Annotated in this window: 18 protein-coding genes; 7 read left to right on the top strand and 11 right to left on the bottom strand. The window is 60.3% G+C overall.

Translation table 11 applies throughout. The features are described 5' to 3' along the window. Window positions 1–139 precede the first annotated feature (139 nt). The 6 genes from JMJ95_RS09460 (at window position 140) to JMJ95_RS09435 (ending at window position 6637) form a co-directional block, all read left to right on the top strand. Complete coding sequence (locus JMJ95_RS09460; protein WP_290684808.1) at window positions 140–1375, top strand: putative DNA modification/repair radical SAM protein; 1236 nt, start codon at window positions 140–142, stop codon at window positions 1373–1375. 2 nt (window positions 1376–1377) lie between these two features. Further along, a complete protein-coding gene (locus JMJ95_RS09455) occupies window positions 1378–2127 on the top strand; it encodes a TIGR03915 family putative DNA repair protein (RefSeq protein WP_290684807.1) in 750 nt (249 codons plus the stop codon). Between the two features lie 134 nt (window positions 2128–2261). Beyond that, entirely contained in the window at window positions 2262–3674 is a 1413-nt protein-coding gene (gene uxaC, locus JMJ95_RS09450; protein WP_290684806.1) for a glucuronate isomerase, read from the top strand. Between the two features lie 105 nt (window positions 3675–3779). Further along, window positions 3780–4760, top strand: coding sequence for a TRAP transporter substrate-binding protein (locus JMJ95_RS09445; protein WP_290684804.1), 981 nt, complete (start codon window positions 3780–3782; stop codon window positions 4758–4760). A 55-nt stretch (window positions 4761–4815) separates the two neighbouring features. Then, a complete protein-coding gene (locus JMJ95_RS09440; RefSeq protein WP_290684802.1) occupies window positions 4816–5343 on the top strand; it encodes a TRAP transporter small permease in 528 nt (175 codons plus the stop codon). Beyond that, on the top strand, window positions 5336–6637 hold the full coding sequence (locus JMJ95_RS09435) for a TRAP transporter large permease (RefSeq protein WP_290684800.1): 1302 nt from the start codon (window positions 5336–5338) through the stop codon (window positions 6635–6637). Before JMJ95_RS09440 ends, JMJ95_RS09435 begins: the two co-directional genes overlap by 8 nt. A gap of 84 nt (window positions 6638–6721) precedes the next feature. Here the strand turns inward: JMJ95_RS09435 and JMJ95_RS09430 are convergent, their stop codons facing one another. From JMJ95_RS09430 to JMJ95_RS09410, 5 genes are all read right to left on the bottom strand, one after another. Then, entirely contained in the window at window positions 6722–8023 is a 1302-nt protein-coding gene (locus tag JMJ95_RS09430; RefSeq protein WP_290684798.1) for a hypothetical protein, read from the bottom strand. 24 nt (window positions 8024–8047) lie between these two features. Then, window positions 8048–9535, bottom strand: coding sequence for a UxaA family hydrolase (locus JMJ95_RS09425; protein ID WP_290684797.1), 1488 nt, complete (start codon window positions 9533–9535; stop codon window positions 8048–8050). A gap of 142 nt (window positions 9536–9677) precedes the next feature. Beyond that, window positions 9678–11036: an MATE family efflux transporter gene (locus JMJ95_RS09420; protein WP_290684796.1), complete on the bottom strand. Its 1359-nt coding sequence runs from the start codon at window positions 11034–11036 to the stop codon at window positions 9678–9680. 46 nt (window positions 11037–11082) lie between these two features. Beyond that, window positions 11083–12693, bottom strand: a complete 1611-nt coding sequence (locus tag JMJ95_RS09415) for a Na/Pi cotransporter family protein (protein WP_290684794.1) — start codon at window positions 12691–12693, stop codon at window positions 11083–11085. A gap of 104 nt (window positions 12694–12797) precedes the next feature. Beyond that, window positions 12798–13253 carry a hypothetical protein gene (locus JMJ95_RS09410; RefSeq protein WP_290684792.1) on the bottom strand — a complete coding sequence of 152 codons (456 nt, stop codon included), beginning with the start codon at window positions 13251–13253 and terminating at the stop codon, window positions 12798–12800. A gap of 72 nt (window positions 13254–13325) precedes the next feature. Here JMJ95_RS09410 and JMJ95_RS09405 point away from each other — a divergent pair, with 72 nt between their 5' ends. Continuing rightward, window positions 13326–14951: a DEAD/DEAH box helicase gene (locus JMJ95_RS09405; RefSeq protein ID WP_290684790.1), complete on the top strand. Its 1626-nt coding sequence runs from the start codon at window positions 13326–13328 to the stop codon at window positions 14949–14951. A 3-nt stretch (window positions 14952–14954) separates the two neighbouring features. On the opposite strand, the gene JMJ95_RS09400 is transcribed toward JMJ95_RS09405, so the two are convergent. The 6 genes from JMJ95_RS09400 to JMJ95_RS09375 form a co-directional block, all read right to left on the bottom strand. Continuing rightward, window positions 14955–16178 carry an HD-GYP domain-containing protein gene (locus JMJ95_RS09400; protein ID WP_290684788.1) on the bottom strand — a complete coding sequence of 408 codons (1224 nt, stop codon included), beginning with the start codon at window positions 16176–16178 and terminating at the stop codon, window positions 14955–14957. 1 nt (window position 16179) lies between these two features. Further along, a complete protein-coding gene (locus JMJ95_RS09395) occupies window positions 16180–17022 on the bottom strand; it encodes a methyl-accepting chemotaxis protein (RefSeq protein ID WP_290684787.1) in 843 nt (280 codons plus the stop codon). 28 nt (window positions 17023–17050) lie between these two features. Continuing rightward, complete coding sequence (locus JMJ95_RS09390) at window positions 17051–17824, bottom strand: MBL fold metallo-hydrolase (protein ID WP_290684786.1); 774 nt, start codon at window positions 17822–17824, stop codon at window positions 17051–17053. Between the two features lie 106 nt (window positions 17825–17930). Next, window positions 17931–19721, bottom strand: coding sequence for an EAL domain-containing protein (locus JMJ95_RS09385; protein WP_290684785.1), 1791 nt, complete (start codon window positions 19719–19721; stop codon window positions 17931–17933). Further along, window positions 19718–20833, bottom strand: a complete 1116-nt coding sequence (locus JMJ95_RS09380) for a glycosyltransferase (protein WP_290684784.1) — start codon at window positions 20831–20833, stop codon at window positions 19718–19720. Before JMJ95_RS09380 ends, JMJ95_RS09385 begins: the two co-directional genes overlap by 4 nt. A gap of 127 nt (window positions 20834–20960) precedes the next feature. Then, window positions 20961–21701 (bottom strand): lactate racemase domain-containing protein (locus tag JMJ95_RS09375; protein ID WP_290684782.1); only part of this gene is annotated, 741 nt, incomplete at its 5' end.

The following is a 21701-nucleotide window of genomic DNA, read 5'->3' as shown; positions in this document are numbered from 1 at the left end:
ACGACAATCCGCACCCCCCGCCCAAGCGAGTTCCGGTGACACTCCCCGCGGAGGTGCGGATTCAGGTTCTCTCCTCCCTCTTTTCTTTTTCTCCGGAAAATGATAACATTTTGTTATCACGTTCAGTGCGGAGGTTGCCATGGAAACCCTGGGGAAACTCGCGGTCCTCGCGGAAGGAGCGAAATACGACGTATCGTGCTCGTCCAGCGGAAGCGCCGGACGGCGGGGCAGCCTGGGCAGCACCTCCCTCGGCGGAATCTGCCACAGCTGGTCCGACGACGGGCGGTGCATCTCCCTGCTCAAGGTCCTGTTTTCCAACGACTGCGTTTTCGACTGCGCCTACTGCGTGAACAGGCGGAGCGCGGACATTCCGAGGGCAACCTTCACTCCCAGGGAACTCGCCGATCTGACCATCCGGATGTACCGGAGAAACTACATCGAGGGACTCTTCCTCAGTTCGGCCGTCGTCGGGTCACCGGACGACACCATGGTTCAGCTCGTCCGGACAGCAAAAATCCTCAGGGAGGAACACCGGTTCGGAGGCTACATCCACGCCAAGGCCATCCCCGGCGCCTCCCCGTCCCTTCTCGGCACCCTCGGCCTCCTGGCCGACAGGATGAGCGTGAACATCGAGCTCCCCTCGGAACAAAGCCTCCTGGCCCTGGCCCCCCAGAAGAACCGGGACTCCATCCTCCGGCCCATGGCCTTCATCGGCGGAACCATCGAAGAGCGGAAGAAATGGAAACGCACAGGCCGGCCGACCCCTGCCTTCGTTCCCGCCGGGCAGAGCACCCAGCTCATGGTTGGGGCCTCCCCCGAGAACGATTTCACCATCCTTCGCCTGTCCGAAGGACTCTACCGGAGCTTCGGGCTCAGACGGGTCTACTACTCCGCCTATATCCCCGTGGCGGATAACCCGCTCCTTCCCGCACCCGCCGCGAAACCTCCCCTGCTGAGGGAGCACCGCCTCTACCAGGCGGACTGGCTGCTCCGGTTCTACGGTTTCCGGGCCGAAGAAGTTCTGAGCCCGCAGCAGCCCAACCTCGACGAAGCCCTCGACCCCAAGACGGGCTGGGCCCTGGCCCGCCCGGATTTCTTCCCGGTGGACGTGAACAGGGCGTCCTACGAAGAAATACTCCGCGTTCCCGGAATCGGCGTCAGGTCCGCAAAGAGAATTCTCACCGCCAGGAGGGGACACCTCCTCGACGGCGACGACCTGGCGAAACTGGGTATAGTGATGAAGCGGGCGCGGTTCTTCATTTCCTGCAAAAACCCGGCATTCCCTGCCTCTCCGCCTGGGGGCGACCTCAGAAGACTGCTCTCCGCTCCTCCCCCGGGGAAGGACAATCTCCGGCAGCTTCGCATGGAGTTCTGACCATGGCCGTCTGGACTTTTGACGGAACCTTCAACGGTTTTCTCTGCCTGATCCACGAATCCGCACGCAAAAAAGAGCGGCCGGAGGGAATTCTCGGGCAGGGCAAAAAACAGCCGCTCCTTTTTGAAACCGTTCAGACGGCAACGGATGAAAACCTGGCGGCCTCCGTGCGCACCGCCCTGGCCGCCAGGTTTTCGCGAAGGGTTCTGGCTGCGGGATACTACGCCTTTCTCAGCGCCATGGCCGGAAGGGAAATGGCGGTCTACCGGTATTTCGCCCTCGCCTGGACCGTCGGACCCCGGACGGCGGGACTCCTGGCGGACGAGAGGGTGAGAACCGTACACGAGGCAGGCCGGACCGTGTCGAGGGAGAGACACCGGTTTCTGGGTCTTCTCCGGTTTACAGAGCTTCGGGGAGTGCTCTACGCGCCCTTCGAACCAGAGGGAGATATCCTTCCTCTGGTGGCCGGCCATTTCGCCCGGAGGCTTGGCGGAGAGCGGTGGATCATCCACGACACGGGGAGAAACAAGGCGGCAGTGTTTGAGAACGGAACCTGGCGGATGACCGCCTTCCGCACAGAGGGCCCCCTGCCTCTCTCCGGAAGGGAACAGGAAATTCGTGACCTCTGGAAAGGCTATTTCTCCTCCACGGCGGTGCAGACCAGGAAAAATGCCGAGCTGCAGCGGCGGTTCATGCCGAAAAAGTACTGGAAATACCTTCCGGAGAAGGAGGACGGCGGCGGAGTCCTGTGACATTTCCACGCTGCCTGAAAAGCCTGCGGATTTAGGGGGAAATTGCAGAACGTGGCGCAATTTCTTCCCAGGGAGTAAAATGTACTTCCAAAGAATGAAACCGAAGACACCCCATTGCAAGGAGGAGAACCACTATGGCGAAAAAATTCATGGACAAGGATTTTCTTCTCGAATCCAAGCCCGCCCAGAAACTCTACCATGAATACGCGGCACCCATGCCCATCTTCGACTACCATTGCCACATCCCCCCCTCGGACATCCTCTCGGACAGACAGTTCAAGAATCTCACGGAAATCTGGCTCGGAGGCGACCACTACAAGTGGAGGGCCATGAGGGCCTGCGGCGTGGACGAACGGTTCATCACGGGAGACGCCCCCGACGAGGAAAAGTTCGCCGCCTGGGCGGGGGTCGTTCCCAAGGTGGTCCGCAACCCCCTCTACCACTGGACCCATCTCGAGCTCCAGAGGGTATTCGGCGTGAACGAACTTCTGAACCCCGACACCGCAGGCGAGATTTACAGGCACTGCACCGCTCTCCTCGGGAAGAAGGAGTACTCCGCCAGGTCCCTCATCAAGAAGTTCAAAGTGGACGCCCTCTGCACCACCGACGATCCCTCCTCGACACTGGAGGAGCACCGGCAGATCCGGGAGAGCGGCTTCGAAACCATCGTCGCACCGGCCTTCCGGCCCGACAGGGCCCTGGAGGGGCACCTTCCCGAAAGGTTCAACCCCTGGCTCGACACGCTGGCGGAACTGGCGGAAGTGAAGATCGACTCCTTCGGACGGTTCATCGAATGCCTCTGGAAACGGCACCAGTTCTTCCACGAGAACGGATGCCGCCTTTCCGACTACGGCATCGAAACCTGCTACTCCTCGGACTGGACGTCGGAGGAGGTGGAAACGGCCTTCGCCATTCTCAGGAGCGGCCGGGCCCTCTCAGGGGAGCCGCTCCTCAGGTTCCGTTCGGCGGTGCTCTACGAACTTCTGTCCATGGACGCCTCCCAGGGGTGGACCCAACAGCTCCACCTGGGAGCGATGAGGAACAACAACTCCCGCATGCTGGCGCGGCTCGGTCCCGACACGGGATACGACGGCATGGGCGACTTCGAACAGGGACGTCCCCTCGCCCGGCTTCTTGACAGACTGGAGAGGACGGGAAAACTCGGGAAAACCATCGTGTACTCCCTGAACCCCAAGGACAACGACATGATCCCTTCCATTCTGGGCTGTTTCCAGGACGGGTCGGTGCCTGGGAAGATGCAGATGGGTTCTGCCTGGTGGTTCACCGACACGAAGGACGGCATGACCAGGCAGATCGAGGCTCTCTCCTCCGTCGGGGTGCTCTCGGGATTCGTGGGAATGCTCACCGATTCCAGAAGCCTTCTTTCCTACCCGAGGCACGAGTACTTCCGAAGGATTCTCTGCAACATCATCGGCGGCGACGTGGAAAGGGGCGAGCTTCCCGAGGATTATGCCCTCTTGGGCGGCATGGTCCGGGACATCTGCTACAACAACGCCAGGGAGTACTTCCAGCTCCATTCCGCCTGACATAACGCATTTTCAGCCGAGGACGCTCTTTGATTGCGTTTTTGGAATAAGCCGACTATAATGTATGTAAAGGCTTCAATTTCAAAAATTAAAGGAGGAGATTGAATGAAACGGTTCCTTTTGGTTCTCGCTGTTATCGCAGTCGCGGTTTCGGCCCTCCCTGCGGCGGCGGCCCCGGAGATGGTGCTCCGCCTCGGCGAAACCCACGTGGCAGACTACCCCACCACCAAGGGCGACATGGAATTCGCCAGGCTGGTGGAAGAGCGCACCGGCGGCAGGATCAAAGTGGAGGTTTACCACAGCAAGCAGCTCGGCGAGGAAAAAGCCGTCATCGAGCAGGTGCAGTTCGGAGCCGTGGACTTCACCAGGGTCAGCATCTCTCCTCTCTCCGCTTTCGCTCCCGCCTTCGACGCTTTGCAGATGCCCTATCTCTACAGGGACGAGGAACACATGTGGAAGGTCCTCAACGGCCCCATCGGCGAGGAATTCCTGAACAGCCTCGAGCCCGCCAACTTCGTGGGACTTGCATGGTATGACTCGGGCGCCCGGAATTTCTACAACTCCAAGAGAGAAATCAAGTCCGTGGCCGACCTGAAGGGACTGAAGATCCGGGTCCAGGAAAGCAAGCTCATGATGGGCCTGGTCTCCGCCCTCGGCGCCGTTCCCACGCCCATGGCCTTCGGCGAGGTGTACAGCGCACTCCAGACCGGTGTCATCGACGGAGCCGAGAACAACTGGCCCAGCTACTTCTCCACGAGCCACTACGAGGTGGCGAAATACTTCACCCTTGACGGCCATACCAGGGTTCCTGAAATCCTGATCGCCAGCAAGATCGCCATGGACAGGCTCTCCAAGGAAGACAGGGAAATCATCAGGAAGGCCGCGAAGGACTCCATGCCCTTCCAGATCAAGCTCTGGAAGGAGTTCGAGAAGGTCTCCGAGGAAAAAGTCACCGCCGCCGGGTCCGTCATCACCCATCTCTCCCCGGAAGCGTTGGCCGAGTTCCAGAAGGCTATGGACCCCCTGTATTCGGAACTCAAGCCCGAACTGCAGGAAGTGGTCAGGAAGATCCGCGAAGTAAAGTAGTGTTTTTTTCAGGGGAAAGTCCTCAGGACTTTCCCTTTTTTTCTTCCGGGGGGGAATGGCCTTGAAACTGCTCACCGGCACCTTCAGATTCATTCATCTCGCCCTCGTGGCCTTCGCAAAACTACTTCTCCCGGCCATGGTGGTTCTCATCTTTTCCAACGTTTTCATGAGATACGCGCTGAACTCAGGCATTCCGTGGTCCGAGGAGGTTTCCCTCGTCATCGTGGTCTGGTTCACCTTCATCTCCCTTGCCCTCGGAGTGAAACACCGTCTTCATATCAGCCTCTGCCTTCTTCCGGAGCGAATTTCCCCCCGGGCGGACTTCGTTCTGGCGAAGCTCACGGACACCGTCACCCTCTTTCTCGGCTTCATCATGATCCGCTATGGATGGATCCTCGTCCGGTTCACGAGCAGGTCCATCCTCCCAGCCACAGAAATGCCGGCCTCGGTGATGTACTTTCCCCTGGTGCTCTCGGGCATCCTGGTGTTCTACGAGGGTTTCATGAACCTGCTCGGCCTCGACAAGGGAGATACCGACACGGACGAAAAACTCTCGGGAGAGAGGTGCTCCTCCGATGCCTGATACGACGATCGCCTCTTGGCTGCTCCTCGGCTCTTTCGGAGTGTTCCTGGTCCTCAAGGTGCCCATCACCTTTTCCCTGGCGGTTTCATCCATCATCACCGCCATGTACCTGAAGATTCCCCTCATGGCCGTTATGCAGCAGATGGTCCAAGGGGTGAACTCCTTTTCGCTCCTCGCCATACCGTTCTTCATCATCGCCGGAGAAATGATGGGCGAGGGGGGAATTTCCCGGCGGCTCATCGCCTTCTCCAACATCCTTGTGGGGAGGATCCGGGGAGGCCTCGCCCAGGTGAACGTGCTGGCGAGCATGTTCTTCGGCGGCATTTCCGGTTCCGCGGTGGCGGACGTTTCCTCCATCGGCACCATCCTCATCCCCATGATGAAGAAGGAAGGGTACGACGCCGACTACTCCGTGGCGGTCACCGTCACCAGTGCCTGCCAGGGCATCATCATTCCCCCGAGCCACAACATGATCATCTATTCCCTCGCGGCGGGGGGCGTTTCCGTCGGGCGCCTCTTCCTCGGCGGTTTCGTCCCGGGAGTCATCCTCGGCATCGCCCTCATGATCATCAGCTACATCATCGCCGTGAAGCGGGGCTACCCCAAGGAAAAACCCTACACCTGGAGGGAGGCACTGCGGATCTCCAGGGAGGCGGTCCTCGGAATATTCACCGCCGTCATCATCATCGGGGGCGTCATCTCCGGGATCTTCACGGCCACGGAGTCGGCGGCGGTGGCCTGCGTCTACGCCTTCTTCGTCACCTTCTTCGTCTACAGGGAAATCCCCCTGTCGCGGATGAACAAAATCCTCTACTCCTCTCTCAAGACCCTGGCCATGGTGATGAGCCTCATCGCAGCGGCGAAGGCCTTCGGGTGGCTCATGTCCTACCTGAAGATCCCGGCCCTCGCCACGAGCGCTCTGCTCTCCATCACCGACAACCCGGTTCTCCTGCTGCTCCTCGTCAACCTGCTCCTCTTGGGGCTGGGCTGCATCATGGACATGGCCCCCCTGATCCTCATCACCACCCCCATTCTCCTCCCCGTGGTGGTGGGAACCCTGGGGATGCACCCCGTCCAGTTCGGCATCATGATGATGCTCAACCTCGGCATCGGGCTCTGCACGCCTCCTGTGGGCTCGGCCCTCTTCGTCGGGTGCGCCGTGGGGGAAATCCCCATCGAAAAGGCCACTCGGGCCATGCTTCCCTTCTATGCGGCCATGGTGACGGTGCTGCTGCTCATTACTTTCGTCCCCCAAGTGGTCCTCTTCGTTCCCGAGCTGGTCATGGGGAAATAGGCAAGGAAACGGAAAATAAACTCAGCCCGGCCTTCCTCCAACGGAAGGGCCGGGCTGAGTTTATAGAAGGATTCGGAACCGGAACTATTTGCCCCTCCGCAGCTCGCCGAGCCGGGAAAGAAGAGCCGACCTGAGATCCGGGGACAGACCGGGGAAAAAGCTGTCCGTCATTTCCTCGAGGCTCCGGCCCCGAAGCTGCCGGTAGTCGGAAAGCTCCAGGGGTCCTCCGGGAAGTTCCTTCACGCCGTCACAGTCATAGAGCTCCGTCATGGCCGCAATGCATTCCGTCAGGACGGGAGGCAGCTCGCCGAATTTCTCGAAATACCCCTCCAGGGTGGGGCGGAGCCTCGTGTTCGACTTGGCCACCGAATTGAGGGCGATGGACCGGAAGGAGTGCTCGAGGGCGGGGTTTCTGAACCGTTCGAGGACGTCATTCCCGTACTGGTGCGCCTCGGGGTCGTCGGAAAAGGCCGGGACGATTTCATCGTGGACCAGGCTCCTCAGCCTTGGAGCGAAACGCTCGTCCTCCACGAAATCCTTCACGTATTCCACGCCGGCGAGCAGGGCCACCGGGACGGAAGCCGTGTGGACCCCGTTGAGCACCCTGACTTTCCTGTCCCGGTAGAAGGAGAGCCTGTCCCCGGTGATCACGGCGTTCAGCCCGGCCTTGTGGAAGGGAAGGATGTCCAGGATGGATTTATCTCCCTGGAGGACGAAGAGATGGAAGAGTTCCCCGGCAGTGACGTTCCTGTCCTCGCGGCCGATCTTCCGGAAGATCTCGGCGGACTCCTTTGCGGGGAATCCCGTGACGATCCGGTCCACCAGGGTGTCGTAGAAGGCGCACTCCTCGAGATACCTGAAGTAGGCGGGGCCGTAGTTCCACAGCCTGCCGTATTTCTCCAGGCAGTCCTTCAGGACGGCACCGTTGTTCTCTATCAGTTCCAGGGGAATGATGGAGAGGGGAGGCAGCCCTGCCCCGGCACGCTTTTCGAGGGCGGCCGCCAGGAGGGAGGGATAATTGTGGGGCGTTTCTTTTTCCTCGAAAAAGATACCCGCTTCCGTGGTGTTGGACGTCACCACCATGAGGTCCGGTGACATGGCGGCCTCGAACATGGCTTTCAGCCCTGCGGAAGTGAAGGGGTTGCAGCCTCCGGCCACCACCCGGACCAGGTCGAGAATTTCCTGGTATTTCCCCTCCTGATACCCCCTGAGGAGGACATGGTACTCCCCGGCGGCCACGATCTCTTCCACGCGGCCCCTGTCGATGGGCTGCACCAGGAAGACTTTATGTTTATCCCCCGTGGCGTCCTCTATTTTCTGCAACATCCAGTCGAAAAACGCCCGGATGAAGTTTCCTTCACCGAACTGAAGTACCGTATAGTTCATGGTTATTCTCCTTTCTTCTCGGTCCTAGAGGGTAACGCCGTCTTTGAAGATGGCGATCTCCCCTGTCCGGTTCTCCTCGTTCCTCGTGAGACGGCCCGAGGCGGTCTCAGCAAGCAGTGAAATCAGCCGGGCGGCGGTCTCCTTCCTGTCGGCCCCGGAGAGCAGGGGGCCGGCGTCGAAATCGATCCATCCCCGCTTCCGGTTGTACAGGGCCGTGTTGGAAGAGATTTTTATGGTGGGAACCACCGTGGAATAGGGGGTTCCGCGCCCCGTGGTGAAGAAGATGACCTGGGCGCCGCTCGCTGCCATGACGGTGGCGGAGATGAGGTCGTTCCCGGGGCCGAAGACCACGGAGACACCCCTCCGGGATGCCTGGGCGCCCATGGGGAGCACATCGGTCACTGGAGCGGTACCGCACTTATTCACCGCCCCGAGGGATTTTTCCTCCAGCGTGGTGATGCCGCCGTCCTTGTTTCCCGGCGACGGGTTTTCGTACACCGGCTGGTTGTGGGCGTCATAGTAGTCCCGAAACCACTTGATGGTGCCGGCGAAGGCCTTGAAGACCTCCCCGTCGGAGATTCGGGAGGCAATAACGTCCTCGGCGCCGAACATTTCGGGAATCTCCGTGGCCAGGACTCTTCCTCCCCAGGCGCAGAGCATGTCCGCCGCCTCTCCCACCAGGGGGTTGGCCGAAAGCCCGGAGAAGCCGTCGCTGCCGCCGCATTTCACCCCGACGGTCACTTCCGAAAGGGGAAACTCCCTTCTCTTCCGGGGAGCCGCCTCCGCCAGCTCGTCGAGGAAACTGTAGAGGTGCAGCCGGTCGTCGTCCACCTCCTGGAGGGAGAAAAAACGGGCTTTTCGCAGGTCTGAAAGCCGCGTCTCCATGAAAACCCTCTGGAGGTTCTCGCAGCCGAGACCCGCCACCACGACGCCCGCGGCGCAGGGGTTCCTCGCGAGACCCTCGAGGACCGCCGCTGTCCTGTCCAGGTCCTCGCCGAGCTGGGAACAGCCGTAGGGGTGGGAGAGCACCCGGACTTTCTCTATCCACGGCGGCGGAGTGTAGCTGTCGGCCAGGAATTTCAGGTATTCGTTGACGCATCCCACGATGGGGATGATCCACAGTTCGTTCCGGATTCCCGGCGCCCCCTGTTCCCTGGCATATCCGGCAAACGTGGGCACCGGGCCCGAAGGTTCCCGGAAAGCGGCCTCCGAAGGGGTCCAGGTCATGCTCCATTCAACCCGGAGAGCGGACTCCACGTTGTGCACGTGGACCTTCTCGCCGGGGACGATATCTCTGGAAGCCCGGCCCATGGGATGTCCGTACTTGATCACCGGTTCACCCCGGGGAATGCCCCGCAGGGCTACCTTGTGCCCCGCGGGAACATCCTCCCGCAGCACCACGCCGGTTCCTGAAAGACTTTGTCCGGACTTTCCCCCTTCCGGAAGCACCGCCACGGTATCCTCCGGCTTCAGCAGGATACAGCGTACGTCGTCTTTCTCCTTTTCTTTCACGGGTAGTCCCTCCCTCGTCATTCCATGGTTAAAAAATGCATCCGTTCATTAAACGTTTTCCCCAACATAGCGGAGAAAATGAAAAAGTCAAGGATGAAAATTCATTCCGCCGGGCATAAAACACTCCTGTGAGCAGTCCCCGTTACCCGGCATTCAAACGGGCCTCGAGATCCCTGAAAAAGGAGAATGCGAGGGGCAGGCAGCTCAGGAAGGTCAATCCGTCGGCGAGGGGCTGGGTGATCTGGACTCCTGTTATCCCTAAAACTCTCGGAAGAACCAGGATCAACGGCAGAAAGAAGATTCCCTGCCTGGCCAGGGAGAGCGCTGTGGCTGTCCAGGACCTGCCGATGGACTGGAATGTCATGGTGCAGACCACTCCCAGCGGCACCAGCGGCATGGCGAGGCACATGGCCCGCAGGGCTCCCGTGCCTATCCGCACCACCTCGACATCGTTCCTGATAAAGAGCCTGATCAGGAACGGAGCCGCCACGAAGCCGGCGGTCCCGGAAATGGCCATCAGGATGACCGTGACTTTCAGGGTGAAAAAAAACGCTTTCCGGACCCTGTCGAAGCGTCCCGCACCGTAGTTGTAACCGGCGACCGGCATGTACCCCTGCCCGATGCCTAGGTTGACCGCGAAAGCGAACATAAAGAGCCTGCCGACGATGGACATGGCCGCCACGGGGGCGTCGCCGTACTGAGCGGCGCTGACGTTGAGGGCAATCGTGGCTGTGGCGGCGAGAGCCTGCCTGCAGAAGGAGGGGAGGCCGTTTTTGAGGATGCTGAGATAGGTCCCGGTGCGTTTTGATATTCCCGCCGCTCCCAGCCGTACGATGGTCTTGCCCCGGAGAAACCATGAGAGCAGGATACAGAAGCTGACGCACTGGCTGAGTGCCGTGGCCACGGCGGCCCCGGCGATGCCCATTTCGAAGCCGAAGATGAACAGCGGATCAAGCAGCAGGTTGAGAAGTCCCCCGGTCGTCAGCCCCACCATGGCGAACCGGGCCTTTCCTTCGGCCCGGAGGATGTTGTTCAGCAGGAAGGACGACGCCATGACCGGCGCCGCATACAGAATATAGCCCGCATAATCTTTTGCGTAGGGCAGGATGGTCTCCGTGGCGCCGAGGAAGCGCATGAGGCCGTCAAGAAAGAGCAGGCCGAAAAAGGAGAGCAGCGTCCCGAAGGAGACCGCCGCTAGAAGACCGCTTGCCGCGATCCTGTCGGCCTCTTCCGTTTTCTGCGCACCCAGCAGCCGGGAGATCTGCGCTCCGGACCCCATGCCGATGGTAAACCCCACAGCCTGGATAATCGCCATCAGGGAAAAGACGATTCCAACAGCGCCCGAAGCGCTGGTGCCGAGCTTCGAGACGAAAAAGGTATCCCCGATGTTGTAAATTGCCGTCACCAGCATGCTGATTATCGTCGGGACGGCCAGAGATACGATGAGGCTGCCGATGGGCATCTGAATCATCCTGAGATACTGGGAGTTTTCTTTGTTCATTCGGCCGGTCTCTTTTTCGCCGCCTTCCTTATGCCCCGTTCCATCGTCACCGGTGAAGTTTCGAAATGTCCATGGCGATGAAGGAAAGGTTGTGGGCATGGTCACAGACTCTCTCCAGGTTGCTGAGAATGTCGATGAAGATAACGCCTCCCTGGGGGGTGCATTCTCCCCTGTTGAGCCGGGTGATGTGGTTTTTCCTCAGGAACTTTTCTTTCCGGTCCACTTCGTCCTCGAGCCGGTCCACTTCCTTCGCCTTGGCCACGTCCTCTTCGTCGAGAGACTCGAGGCTCAGGCGGACCGCATCCTCCACGCTGTCGAACATATCCCGGAACTCCTCCATGGCAAGGGAGGAAAACTCAACACCGTGGTCGATCTTGTACTCGTACAGCTCGATGAGGTTCGTGGCATGATCGCCTATCCTCTCGATGTCCCCCGCACCGTTGATATAGGAGCCGAGCACCGTGGACAGGTCGCTGGAAAGGCCCTTCTGCCAGATTTCCGAGGCGTAGGCGGTGATGGCCCTGTTGATTTCGTTCACGCCCTTCTCCGTCTGGTTCACTTCGTCGATCATCTTCGGGTCGTTTTCCTCGAAGGCCCGGCGCACGTCCCGGAGCATGGACGCCGCCAGGGAGCCCATGTGGAGGATCTCTTTCTTCACCGCGTCCACCGCAGCGGCGGGGGATGCGTCGATGAGCTTCATGTCCAGGTACATGGGCCCGGCCGCCGAGGACTCTCCCCTGTCGGGGACCAGGTGCCGGATGACCCAGACGAGGACGGAGACAAAGGGCAGGAACATTACCGTGTTGGCCACGTTGAATATGGTGTGGGCGTTGGCGAGCTGCCTGCTGATGTCCCCCGAGGTGGAGACGATGACCTGCTTGTAGAGGGGAAGGGCGGCGAGGAAGATGCAGGCGCCGATGACATTGAAAAGTACGTGGGCCGCTGCCGCCTGTTTCGCCGACCGGTTGGCCCCCATGGAGGCGATGACCGCCGTGATGGTGGTTCCTATGTTGTCACCGAGCAGGATCGGGATGGCGGAGTCGAGGGTGAGAAGGCCCTGGGCAGCCATGGCCATGGTGAGACCTATCGTGGCCGAGCTTGCCTGGACCACCATGGTGACCGCCGTTCCGACGAACACGCCGAGCAGCGGGCTGGAGCTGAAGGCCAGGAAAAGATCCTTCCTGTCCCTGAGAAAGACCATGGAGGCTTCCATGGTCTGCATGCCCAGGAAGAGAAGGCCGAAGCCCACCAGGCCGTTACCGATGTATTTCTGCCGCTTGGTCCTCCCGAAGAGGACGAGGAGCACTCCGATACCCAGGATGGGAAGGGAGAAGTCCTTGATCTTGAAGGCCACGATCTGGGCGATCACCGTGGTTCCGATGTTGGCGCCCATGATCACCCCTACTGCCTGCTTCAGGGTCATGAGCCCCGCATGGACGAAACTCACGGTCATGACCGTTGTACCGCTGCTGCTCTGGATGAGCATGGCCACAAGAGCACCGATGAAGACACCCCGGATGGGGGTCTTCGTGAGAGATCCTATGAGCTGCCGCATCCTGTCGCCCGCGATGTACTGGAGCGCCTCGCTCATCTGCTTGATTCCGTACAGGAAAAGCCCCACTCCGCCGATTATCTGAAACGCACTGCCCCACGTCACAACAACATCCCCTGCCCCTTCATCGTTTCGTTTCGTCTACACACCAGGCGAACCGCAGAGCAGGCGGACACTCCCCCCTGCGACGACAGGAGGAAACCGTCTTCTCATTCACCCTTCATCAAGTTTTCCAGCTCGTCGGGGGTTACGATCTCCTCTTCTTCGTCGGGCAGATAGTCCATGTTCCGTTTCGCGATCTCTTCGGCTATGAGCTTCGCTTCCTCGAACTGGATTTTCTCTTCCTCCATGAGGGATCCTCCTTTCCCGCCCTTGTCGGAGCCGGTCAGCACTCTTCTTCCTTCGTCCTGCCGGTTCTCCCGCCGAGGCCCGTACAGACTGACCGGCACGGCGGTAACATTCCCGGCCTTCTTCAGGAAAGCCGTTACCGCCTCAAAGGGAAGCCCCGCTTCGGCCGCTGCCTGGGTCACCTCGTCGCCGGTCTTCAACAGGAAGGCGTCCTCCTTTCGCCGGGAAACACAGGGCTTCCGCGCTTCGAGCCTGTATACCAGCACTTCTCCATCCCGTGCCTCAGTTTCTCCTGCCGCTACCCGAAACTCGGCCAAAGGAACACCTCCTTCTTCTCTTTGCAGTATCTTATCATGTTTTTCCCTCCCCGTTTTGTGGTACCATGAGAAATGAAAAAACCCAGGCCCGTTTCCCCGGGCGGAAGGAGACATCCCCTGGACACTTTTTCATACTATCCGTGGCAGCTCAGGGCCTACCGGGCCATCCGAGGAAAGAACGCCGTGCTCTCCGCCCCTACGGGGTCGGGGAAAACACTCGTTGCCTATCTCTGGGCGGGCATCCTCGACGAGGAAGGATTTCCGGTCTACCCTGAAGGGGGACGGATCATCTTCACCGCCCCGATCAAGGCACTGAGCAACGAACGGTACCTCGACCTCAGGAAGATGGGGTTCGACGTGGGAATCGAGACGGGGGACTTCAAGAAAAATGAAGGAGCCTCCATTATCTGCTGCACCCAGGAGATCTATTCCCTGAAATACGCCTTCGTCCCGGGCCAGAAGCTTATCGTGGACGAATTCCACTATATCTTTGACGATCCCGACCGCGCGCGGGCCTATATCGACGGCATCCGGGACACGAACCCCACCACAGCGGTCCTCGTCATGTCGGCAACCCTCGGGGGGGCCTCCTCCGTGGCAGAGTACCTCGGCGGAGTGACGGGAAGGACGTTCTTCCTGCACGAAAACACCCGGCGGGAGACGGAACTGATCTATACACCCGCCAAGCCTGCAAGGATCGACAGGCTGAAGGATGCCCTGATTTTTCTGTTCTCCCAGAAAGGGGCTGTGGAACTGGCCTTTCAGGCCGCCAGGAGCCGGAAAAAGATTTCGGCCGGACAGAGGGACCGCCTCCAGGAGATCGCGTCCATCCTGGAGGTGCCGAAGATCCAGCCGCCCCTTTTTACGGGGGTGGGCATCTACCACGGGGGGATGCTGCCCAAGGAAAAGCTGCTGGTGGAAAGGGCTTTCAGGGAGCGGATCCTCGACGTGGTGTGCGGCACCAACGCCCTTGCCCTGGGAGTGAATCTCCCGGCAGAAACAGTGGTCTTCGCCCAGCTCGTCCACTACCATTCCGACAGGCCCATCTCGAAGAACGAGTTCTCCCAGATGGCAGGCAGGGCGGGACGGAAGGGGCTCTTCGATCCCGGATACGTGACCTGGCTCCTCAATTCTCCCTTCGAGAGAAGGGGCTTTTCAACGGGGGACATTTTCCGGGAGCTGGTGGATGCCCCGCCTGAACCGGCGTCGGTCTCCCTGCGGCCTTCCTTCGGGCGGCTGCTTCGGAAGCAGGTCCTCCCCGAAGAGGAGGCGGAGTACATCGCGGAGTTCTCCTGGCCGAAAGGAGACCCCTATCTCATGGAGCACATTCTGCGGTCAGGGATGAACAGGATCGACCGGGCGGTGCGAAAGATGGTGGGGGGACACGAGAAGAAGAAGTTCCGGAAACTGCTGGCGGCTCTCTGGTACGACGAAATGGACATCGAGGAGAATCTCGAGATGGCGTATCTCTTCTTTACGGAGACGAGCCCCGGTGCCATCATGGCGGCCCAGATCATCCTTCCCTTCGAGCGGAACTACCTCCAGGCCCTGCTGAAGGTGAAGCGGTACGCGAACCGCCTGCCGAAAGGCTATGCCTTCCGGTCCATGAAGGAGCTGAACGCCGTGGTGGACGACATCGATCCCACCATTTACGGCTTCGAGGAAAAAATAGGGGAAATAGAGGATTCCCTGGGGTGAGCCTCAGGATTCGTCCCGTCCGTAGACGACGCCCTTTCCCATGTCGTCCAGGGACCGCCGGATGAAAAGGTCCGTTCCGAGGGAAAGGTCGATGATGGTAGGCGCCTCCGGCCTCCGTCCCCGGGGATCCACCGAGAGGAAGACCTGGGGGCGGAGCAGGTCTTTGTTCCGCACCCCGGTGACCACGCCCACGCTGTAGTCTGAGAGCTCCACCACAGTGCCCACGGGATAGAGCCCCACCGAGACGAGCAGGGCCCGGACGATGGCCCCGTCAAAGCTGCTTCCGGATGATTCGAGGATCATGGAGACCGCTTCCCTGCTCCTCATGGGGTCCTTGTACACCCGCTTGGCCGTGAGGGCGTCGAAGACATCGGCCACGGCGGCAATCCTGGCGTGGAGGGAGATCCGGTTCTCCCTCAGGCCGTCGGGGTACCCGTCCCCTCCCCAGCGCTCGTGATGGTTCCTCACCACCGAGAGTATCCGCCGGTCACTCACTCCCGACGCCACGGCAGCGACCATCCCGTGGATGGGGTGGGTCTTCATTATGTCGAACTCCTGTGTGGTCAGCCGGCCCGGCTTGTTCAGTATCTCCCGGGGAACTTTCGCCTTTCCCAGATCGTGGAGCAACCCGCCGAAGGTCACGGTTTTCACCAGCTCCTCGTCCCCGGGATGGATGACGGAGGCGAGATATCCCGAGAGAAGGGCCACGTTGAGGGAATGGATGAAGGTGTACTCATCTGAATCCTTTACCTTGCCGAGGCACAGGAGAATCTGCGGGGAAAGCATCACGTCCCGGGCCAGCCTGTCGGCCTCTTTCTCGAGAGTTTCTATTCCCTCCCGGGAAACGCCGTCCTCCGAAATCCTGGAGTATACTTCCTCGACCTGGTCGATGGCCCTCATCGCCAGGCTCGGATCAAGCATGCGGGTCTTCGGCTCGATGGCCCGGAGGGTGGCCTCGAACTCCTCCTCGGTGATGCCGGAAGAAACCTGGACGGGGATGAACTCCTTGTTCCATTGCCGAAGCGTCTTCGTTATGCCGGGCATGGTCTTCAGCATCACCGGAACGTCGCTGCCCCGGGGCAGGAGCAGAGCCCCTTCCTCGGAGATGATGTCCTCGGCGACCTTTCCCCGGTAACGGGCAAGGTCGTCGAGGGGAACATATACCACTTTTTCCTCGGCGGTTTCCCGTGCAGCGCTCCGCGTCGCTTCCGAAGACCGGTAATCCATGTCAGAGCCTTATTTTTTTGAGATTCTTCTGGGCAAGGACGATGGCCGAAATGGTGGCCGCCATGGACCCGAACTTTCTGGAGGCGTCCCCCAGAACCTCCACGGAGCTCTCCATTTCACCGGAACTCCTGTTGACCTTCTCTCCCGCGTCGGCCATAGTCCGCTCCATTCTCTCCATGAAATCCTTGTTTGTGTCGAGGAACCGGGTAAAGGTGGACAGGGAGCGGCGGATCATGTCGAACATGTCGCTGATCCCCCGGATGTCCTCCATGGCCCGCTCCACCGATCCTGAGATCTCCCCCACCTTGGCGCCGATGGACTCGGAGGCGGCCTTGGTCTCGGCGGCGAGCTCCTTGACGTTCTTCGCCACGATGGCGAAACCCCTTCCGTGTTCCCCCGCCCTGGCCGCCTCGATGGAGGCGTTCAGCGCAAGGAGATTGGTCTGCTTGGCGATCCGCTGGATCTCCTTCGACATTTTCTCGATCTCCAAGAAGGATTCGAGGGTGCCCGTGGTGGCGTCCACCGTCCTGGACACGTTCTCGCTCATACCGTCGAGGTCGGTGCCGGAGCGCCGAAGCTCCGTCGACAGGTCGCCGTTCATCCGGTTGATCTCCTCCACCGTCTCCCTGGTCTCCCGGCCGCTCCTGTCAAACTCCGCCTGAAGATCGCCGAGCATGCGGCTGAGCTGGACAAACCGCTCCGATGTCTCCGCTATCTCCTCTTCCACCGAGCGGACGCGGTGTACCAGCACCTCGTCGAGCTGGGCCATGAAGGAGTTCATCAGCGTGTTGGCAAAATAGGCGCTGCCAAGCTTGTGGATCATTTCCGAGTAGTTCCGGTTCATTCCGTCGTCCTCCCGGGAAAGATGCCCTTCAGCGGCCGTAAATTTCGTCGAGAATGTCCACCCCACAGGTGAGATTCTCGAACCACGAAAGGAACTTCTTCACGTTCTGCCGTCCCTTGATGAAGGCTCCGTGCTGGGGGGCGATATGCTCCACGTCGAGGGCGGACACCATTTTGACCCACCGGCGGCAGGCGGCGTTGGACGCCATGTACCTTTTGTGGAACCCCTCCATGTACTTCAGGTGGGAGTCAAGGTCCTCGGCCACCGGGTACCTGCCGCCCTTCGGGAAGATGGCCGTACCGATGTCGCCGCTGAAGAGGATCTTCGACGAAGGATCGTAGAGGGAGAAGCATCCCGTGGAATGGAGGAAATGGGACGGGATGACCAGCAGTTTCTTCCCGTTGGCGAGGGTGAGGGTCTCCCCCTTGTCCGGAATGGGGGCGATACGCTTCACGTCGTAGATTCCGAAATGGGGGAGGAAGCGCACCCAGAGCCCCGAAATGTGGACCGAGGCCTTCTCGGCCATGGAGAGCCAGAGGGTGATCCCCGAGGATACGTCCGGATCCTGGTGGGAATAGAAGATGTGATTGATGTTCCTGAGTTCGAACAGCTCCGCCACGTTGGCGAGAACCCTGGGAAAGACGTGGGCTCCGCCCGGATCGAGAAGGACCACTTCACCTCCGGACGAGATGACGTACTGGTTCGTCTGGACGGCCACCTCCTCTTCCTGCTCCTCCCAGCCGAGCATGATGAACCGGTGATCGCCCTGATCGTACAGGGAAAGGGAACGTATATGCTGCATATAACCCAACTCCTTCCCGAAACAAACCATTGGATTTCATTGTCGGCTGCCATAGCCCCGGGGAGAAGGCGTCACCCGGAACATTCCGCTGTGATTATATCCCGACCTATGCCGAAAACAAAGGGGTATGCCCCGTTTTTCTGAACCGGAGGGTTTCCCCTGGCGGAAGGGGAGGGCTCAGCAGGTATCCCTGGATTTCGTCGCATCCGTTCTGCCGGAGGAAATCGAGCTGTTCCCTCGTCTCCACCCCTTCCGCCACCACGGCCATGTCGAGGGACCGGCCCAGGCCTATCACCGCCCGGGTGATGGCGGCATCGTTCTTGTCGGCCAGGACTCCGTCCACGAAAGATTTGTCGATCTTCAGCACGTCGATGGGCAGCCGTTTGAGGTAGTTAAGGGAGGAGTAGCCCGTGCCGAAGTCGTCTATGTAGACCGTCATCCCCAGGTCCTTGAACCGAGAGAGGATAGCCACCGAGTCCACCGAGTCCACCAGGTCCTCCATGACCCCCGACTCGGTGATCTCGATGCCGATCCGGGAGGGAGGCACGGAAAACTCCTCCATGGTCGCTTTCAGAACGGAGACAAGCCCGTCCTGGTGGAGCTGCCGGGCCGAGAAGTTCACCGCCACTTCGCGAGGAGGATATCCCTCGTCCGTCCACCGGGAAACCTGGCGGCAGACTTCCCGGAAGACCCACTCTCCCAGGGGCAGGATCAGCCCCGTCTCCTCGGCGAGGGGGATGAATTCCCAGGGCGGGATCACCCGGTCCGGGGCATGCCAGCGGAGCAGGGCTTCCATACCGGACACCCGGTCCTCCCGGAGATCGTATTTCGGCTGGTAAACAAGACGGAATTCGCTTCTTTCAAGGCCCCGCCGCATGGAGTTCTCCAGCAGAAGTATGGACGAGGCCTGCTCTCCAAGCTCGTCGGTGAAAAACCGGTAATTGCTTATGCCGAACTCCTTGGCCTTGTGCATGGCAATGTCGGCTTTTTTGAGCAGGGCCTCCGCCGTCCTGCCGTCATCGGGAAAGACGGCAATGCCGAGGGAGACGCTGAGAAAGAGGCTGTTTCCCGCCGCATCCACGGGATCGTTCAGCAGGGAGAGGATTTTCTCCGCTCCGGAGGCAATCTCCTCCACCGAGCGGGCATCGGGGATGAGAATGTGAAAGTCGTCGCCGCCGATCCGGGACGCCCTCTCCCTTCCGCCGAGGTGACGGGACAGCCTGGCGCCCACCTGCTGCAGTACGCCGTCTCCAGCGAAATGGCCGAGGGAATCGTTGATGTTCTTGAAGCGGTTGATGTCCAGCACAAGGAGGGCAAGGCGCCTCCCGTCGCGGCCCTGCCGCTTAAGCTCAGCTTCCAGGCGGGAGTAGAACAGGGTCCTGCTCGCAAGGCCGGTAAGCTGGTCGAAGTTTGACCGGAGCTCAATCTGGGCATCCTTGAAGTGAACCTCAGACAAGTCGTTGAAGACGGAAATGTAGTCGGTGACGGCTCCGTTTTCATCATAAACGGCAGAGCAGCAAAGCCACTCGGGGTAGACTTCGCCGTTCTTCCTCCGGTTCCAGATCTCTCCCTCCCATCTTCCCTCGTTGATCAGCGTTCTCCAGAAGCTCTCGTAGAACTCCGGCGGATGGCGGTCCGACTTGAGTATCCGGGGATTTCGTCCCGCCGCCTCGTCGGCGCTGTACCCAGTAATGGAGGAAAAAGCCGGGTTCACCATGCGTATGATGCCCCTGGGATCGGTAACCACGATTCCTTCCACCGTGCTGGAAAACACGGTGGAAATGATCTGCAGGGCGCGCCGCACTCTGTCCGTCCCTTCGTCGCAGCCGAAGAGCTCCCCGACCCTCCCGGCGAAATCATCTCCCTTCAGGGGAACCGTTCCCTCTTTTTTCTTCATTTCCCGTCCTCCCCCTCCCTGTCAAGGATCAGGGACGCCACCGCATCGGCGGCGCCGGGAAAAGCGATGGAATAAGCAGCCTTTTCCATGGCGGCGAGCATGGACCGGTCGGCGAAAAAGCGGTCGACAAACCGCTCCACGTCAGCGGCCGTCCTGGCGAGAACGCCCGCCCCCTTCTCCTGGATGTAGGCGGAATTAATGGTTTCCTGTTTCGGGATGGGATTGACGAGGATCATGGGCACTCCGGCACAGAGGGCCTCGCTCACCGTCAGGCCGCCGGGCTTGGTGATCAGCACCGATGCTCGGACCATGAGCGCTTCCAGGTTGTCCACGAAGTCCCGGACCTTCAGCGTGAGGCTCCCTCCGACGGTGACGTTCTCCAGGTCCGCAAGGAGGTCCTTGTTCCGCCCCGTGACCACGGTCACGTCAATGGGATGGCCGGACCTCGAAAGGGCCGCCAGGATGTCGAGGGCGAGAATGTTCGGGATGCTGCTGGCGATGAAGAGGAACGAAAGGCGTTTCTTCGAGAAGTTCCGTTCCTTCCGTTTCAGGGAGGCGAATTTCCTGGAGACAGGAATCCCCGTCACGGAGATCTTTTCCCTGGGGACGCCGAGAGCCAGGAGTCCCCGGAGAACCCGGTCGCCCGAGATAAAGTACCGGTCCACGTGATCCTTCACCCACATCCGCCGGAGACCGAAATCGGTGATCACCGTATACAATTCACCGCTGTACATCCCCGCCGCCTTCATGCGGGAGAGGACGTTCAGGGGAAAATAATGGGTGCAGATGCATTTGCGGGGTTCATTCTCGGAGATATAGCGCATGAATTTCTTCACGTTCTCGGTGGAGATCTTTTCGAAAAGCCTGAGGGCCGCGCTCTCCTCCCGGTTTTTGTCCGTGAGGTCGTACATGATGCGGCAGGCAAGATGGGAGTGTTCGCTTACAAAGGCGTAGACGTCGCTGTAGGACCACTTGAAGAGGTCGCTGGAGAAGTCGAGAAGGTCCATGACCACGTTGGGCACCCCCCGGTGGTCAAGGGACTCCCGGATGGCTCTCGCCGCCATCCTGTGGCCGTTTCCGGCACTGACATAAATGATGTGAACGGGTCGCACGGAGTTTCCCCCCTGGGATTTCCGGAAGCATCCGGGCGGGCGGATCTCGGAAGTCGTCCGCCCGGAAAAGGCATCCTTGTAATGAGCTTCCCTTCATTGTACCCCATGAAGGGCAAAGAAGGAACTGTCAGGCATCCTCCATGGGCAGGACGATGCCCCCCTGGGGGATCACGTAGGACGTAAAGTTCTCGCCGTACTTCTCCGCCAGGGAGGGCAGGATGTCCGCCAGGGACTCCGCTTTCTCGCAGAACATGAGTTCGCTGTCTTCCCTGCCGGACCTGGAGTACAGCAGGATGACGCATTCCTTCGCCAGCTTGGCCAAGTAGTACAGCTTATGGGCGCCGAACCGGAAATCCGCCTCGAAGGCCGCGATCGCCCCGTCGATGCCCAGGCGTCGCTTCGCCCACTCCTCAAAGACCTTGTGGCCGTACCCTTCGGCCAGCTCGGCGAAAAAGACCAGGGTCCCCCCGGGACGGACCGCCCGTGAGGCCATGTAGAGGGCCTTGTGGGCCTGGTACATGTTTATGTCCTTGGGAAAGCCCCCCGCGGAGAGGAACACCACGTCCGCCTTCTTCGAAATGGGGGCGAAGTTGAACTTCCGGAAGGTGGCGATGCCCTCCCGCCAGGCGTCGTACCAGTGCCCCCCCACCACCCGGACAATATGCTTCGAGCTGTCGGAGACACAGTTGAGGATGAAATGGAGCGGACAGAAATCCCGCACCGCCTCCACCGTCTCTTCGCTGAGGACGTTGCCGTCCACCACGCCGATGCCCACCCCCGGGGCTGTCATCATACGGTGGTTCGTCATGACGGTTTCCCGGCCCGCCACTCCGGGCAGGATGCTTTTCCGCCCTCCCGCGAACCCGGC

Source organism: Aminivibrio sp., assembly GCF_016756745.1.
GTDB lineage: Bacteria > Synergistota > Synergistia > Synergistales > Aminobacteriaceae > Aminivibrio.
Note: the sequence above shows the minus strand (reverse complement) of the source record. Positions and strands in the feature narration are given on the sequence as shown.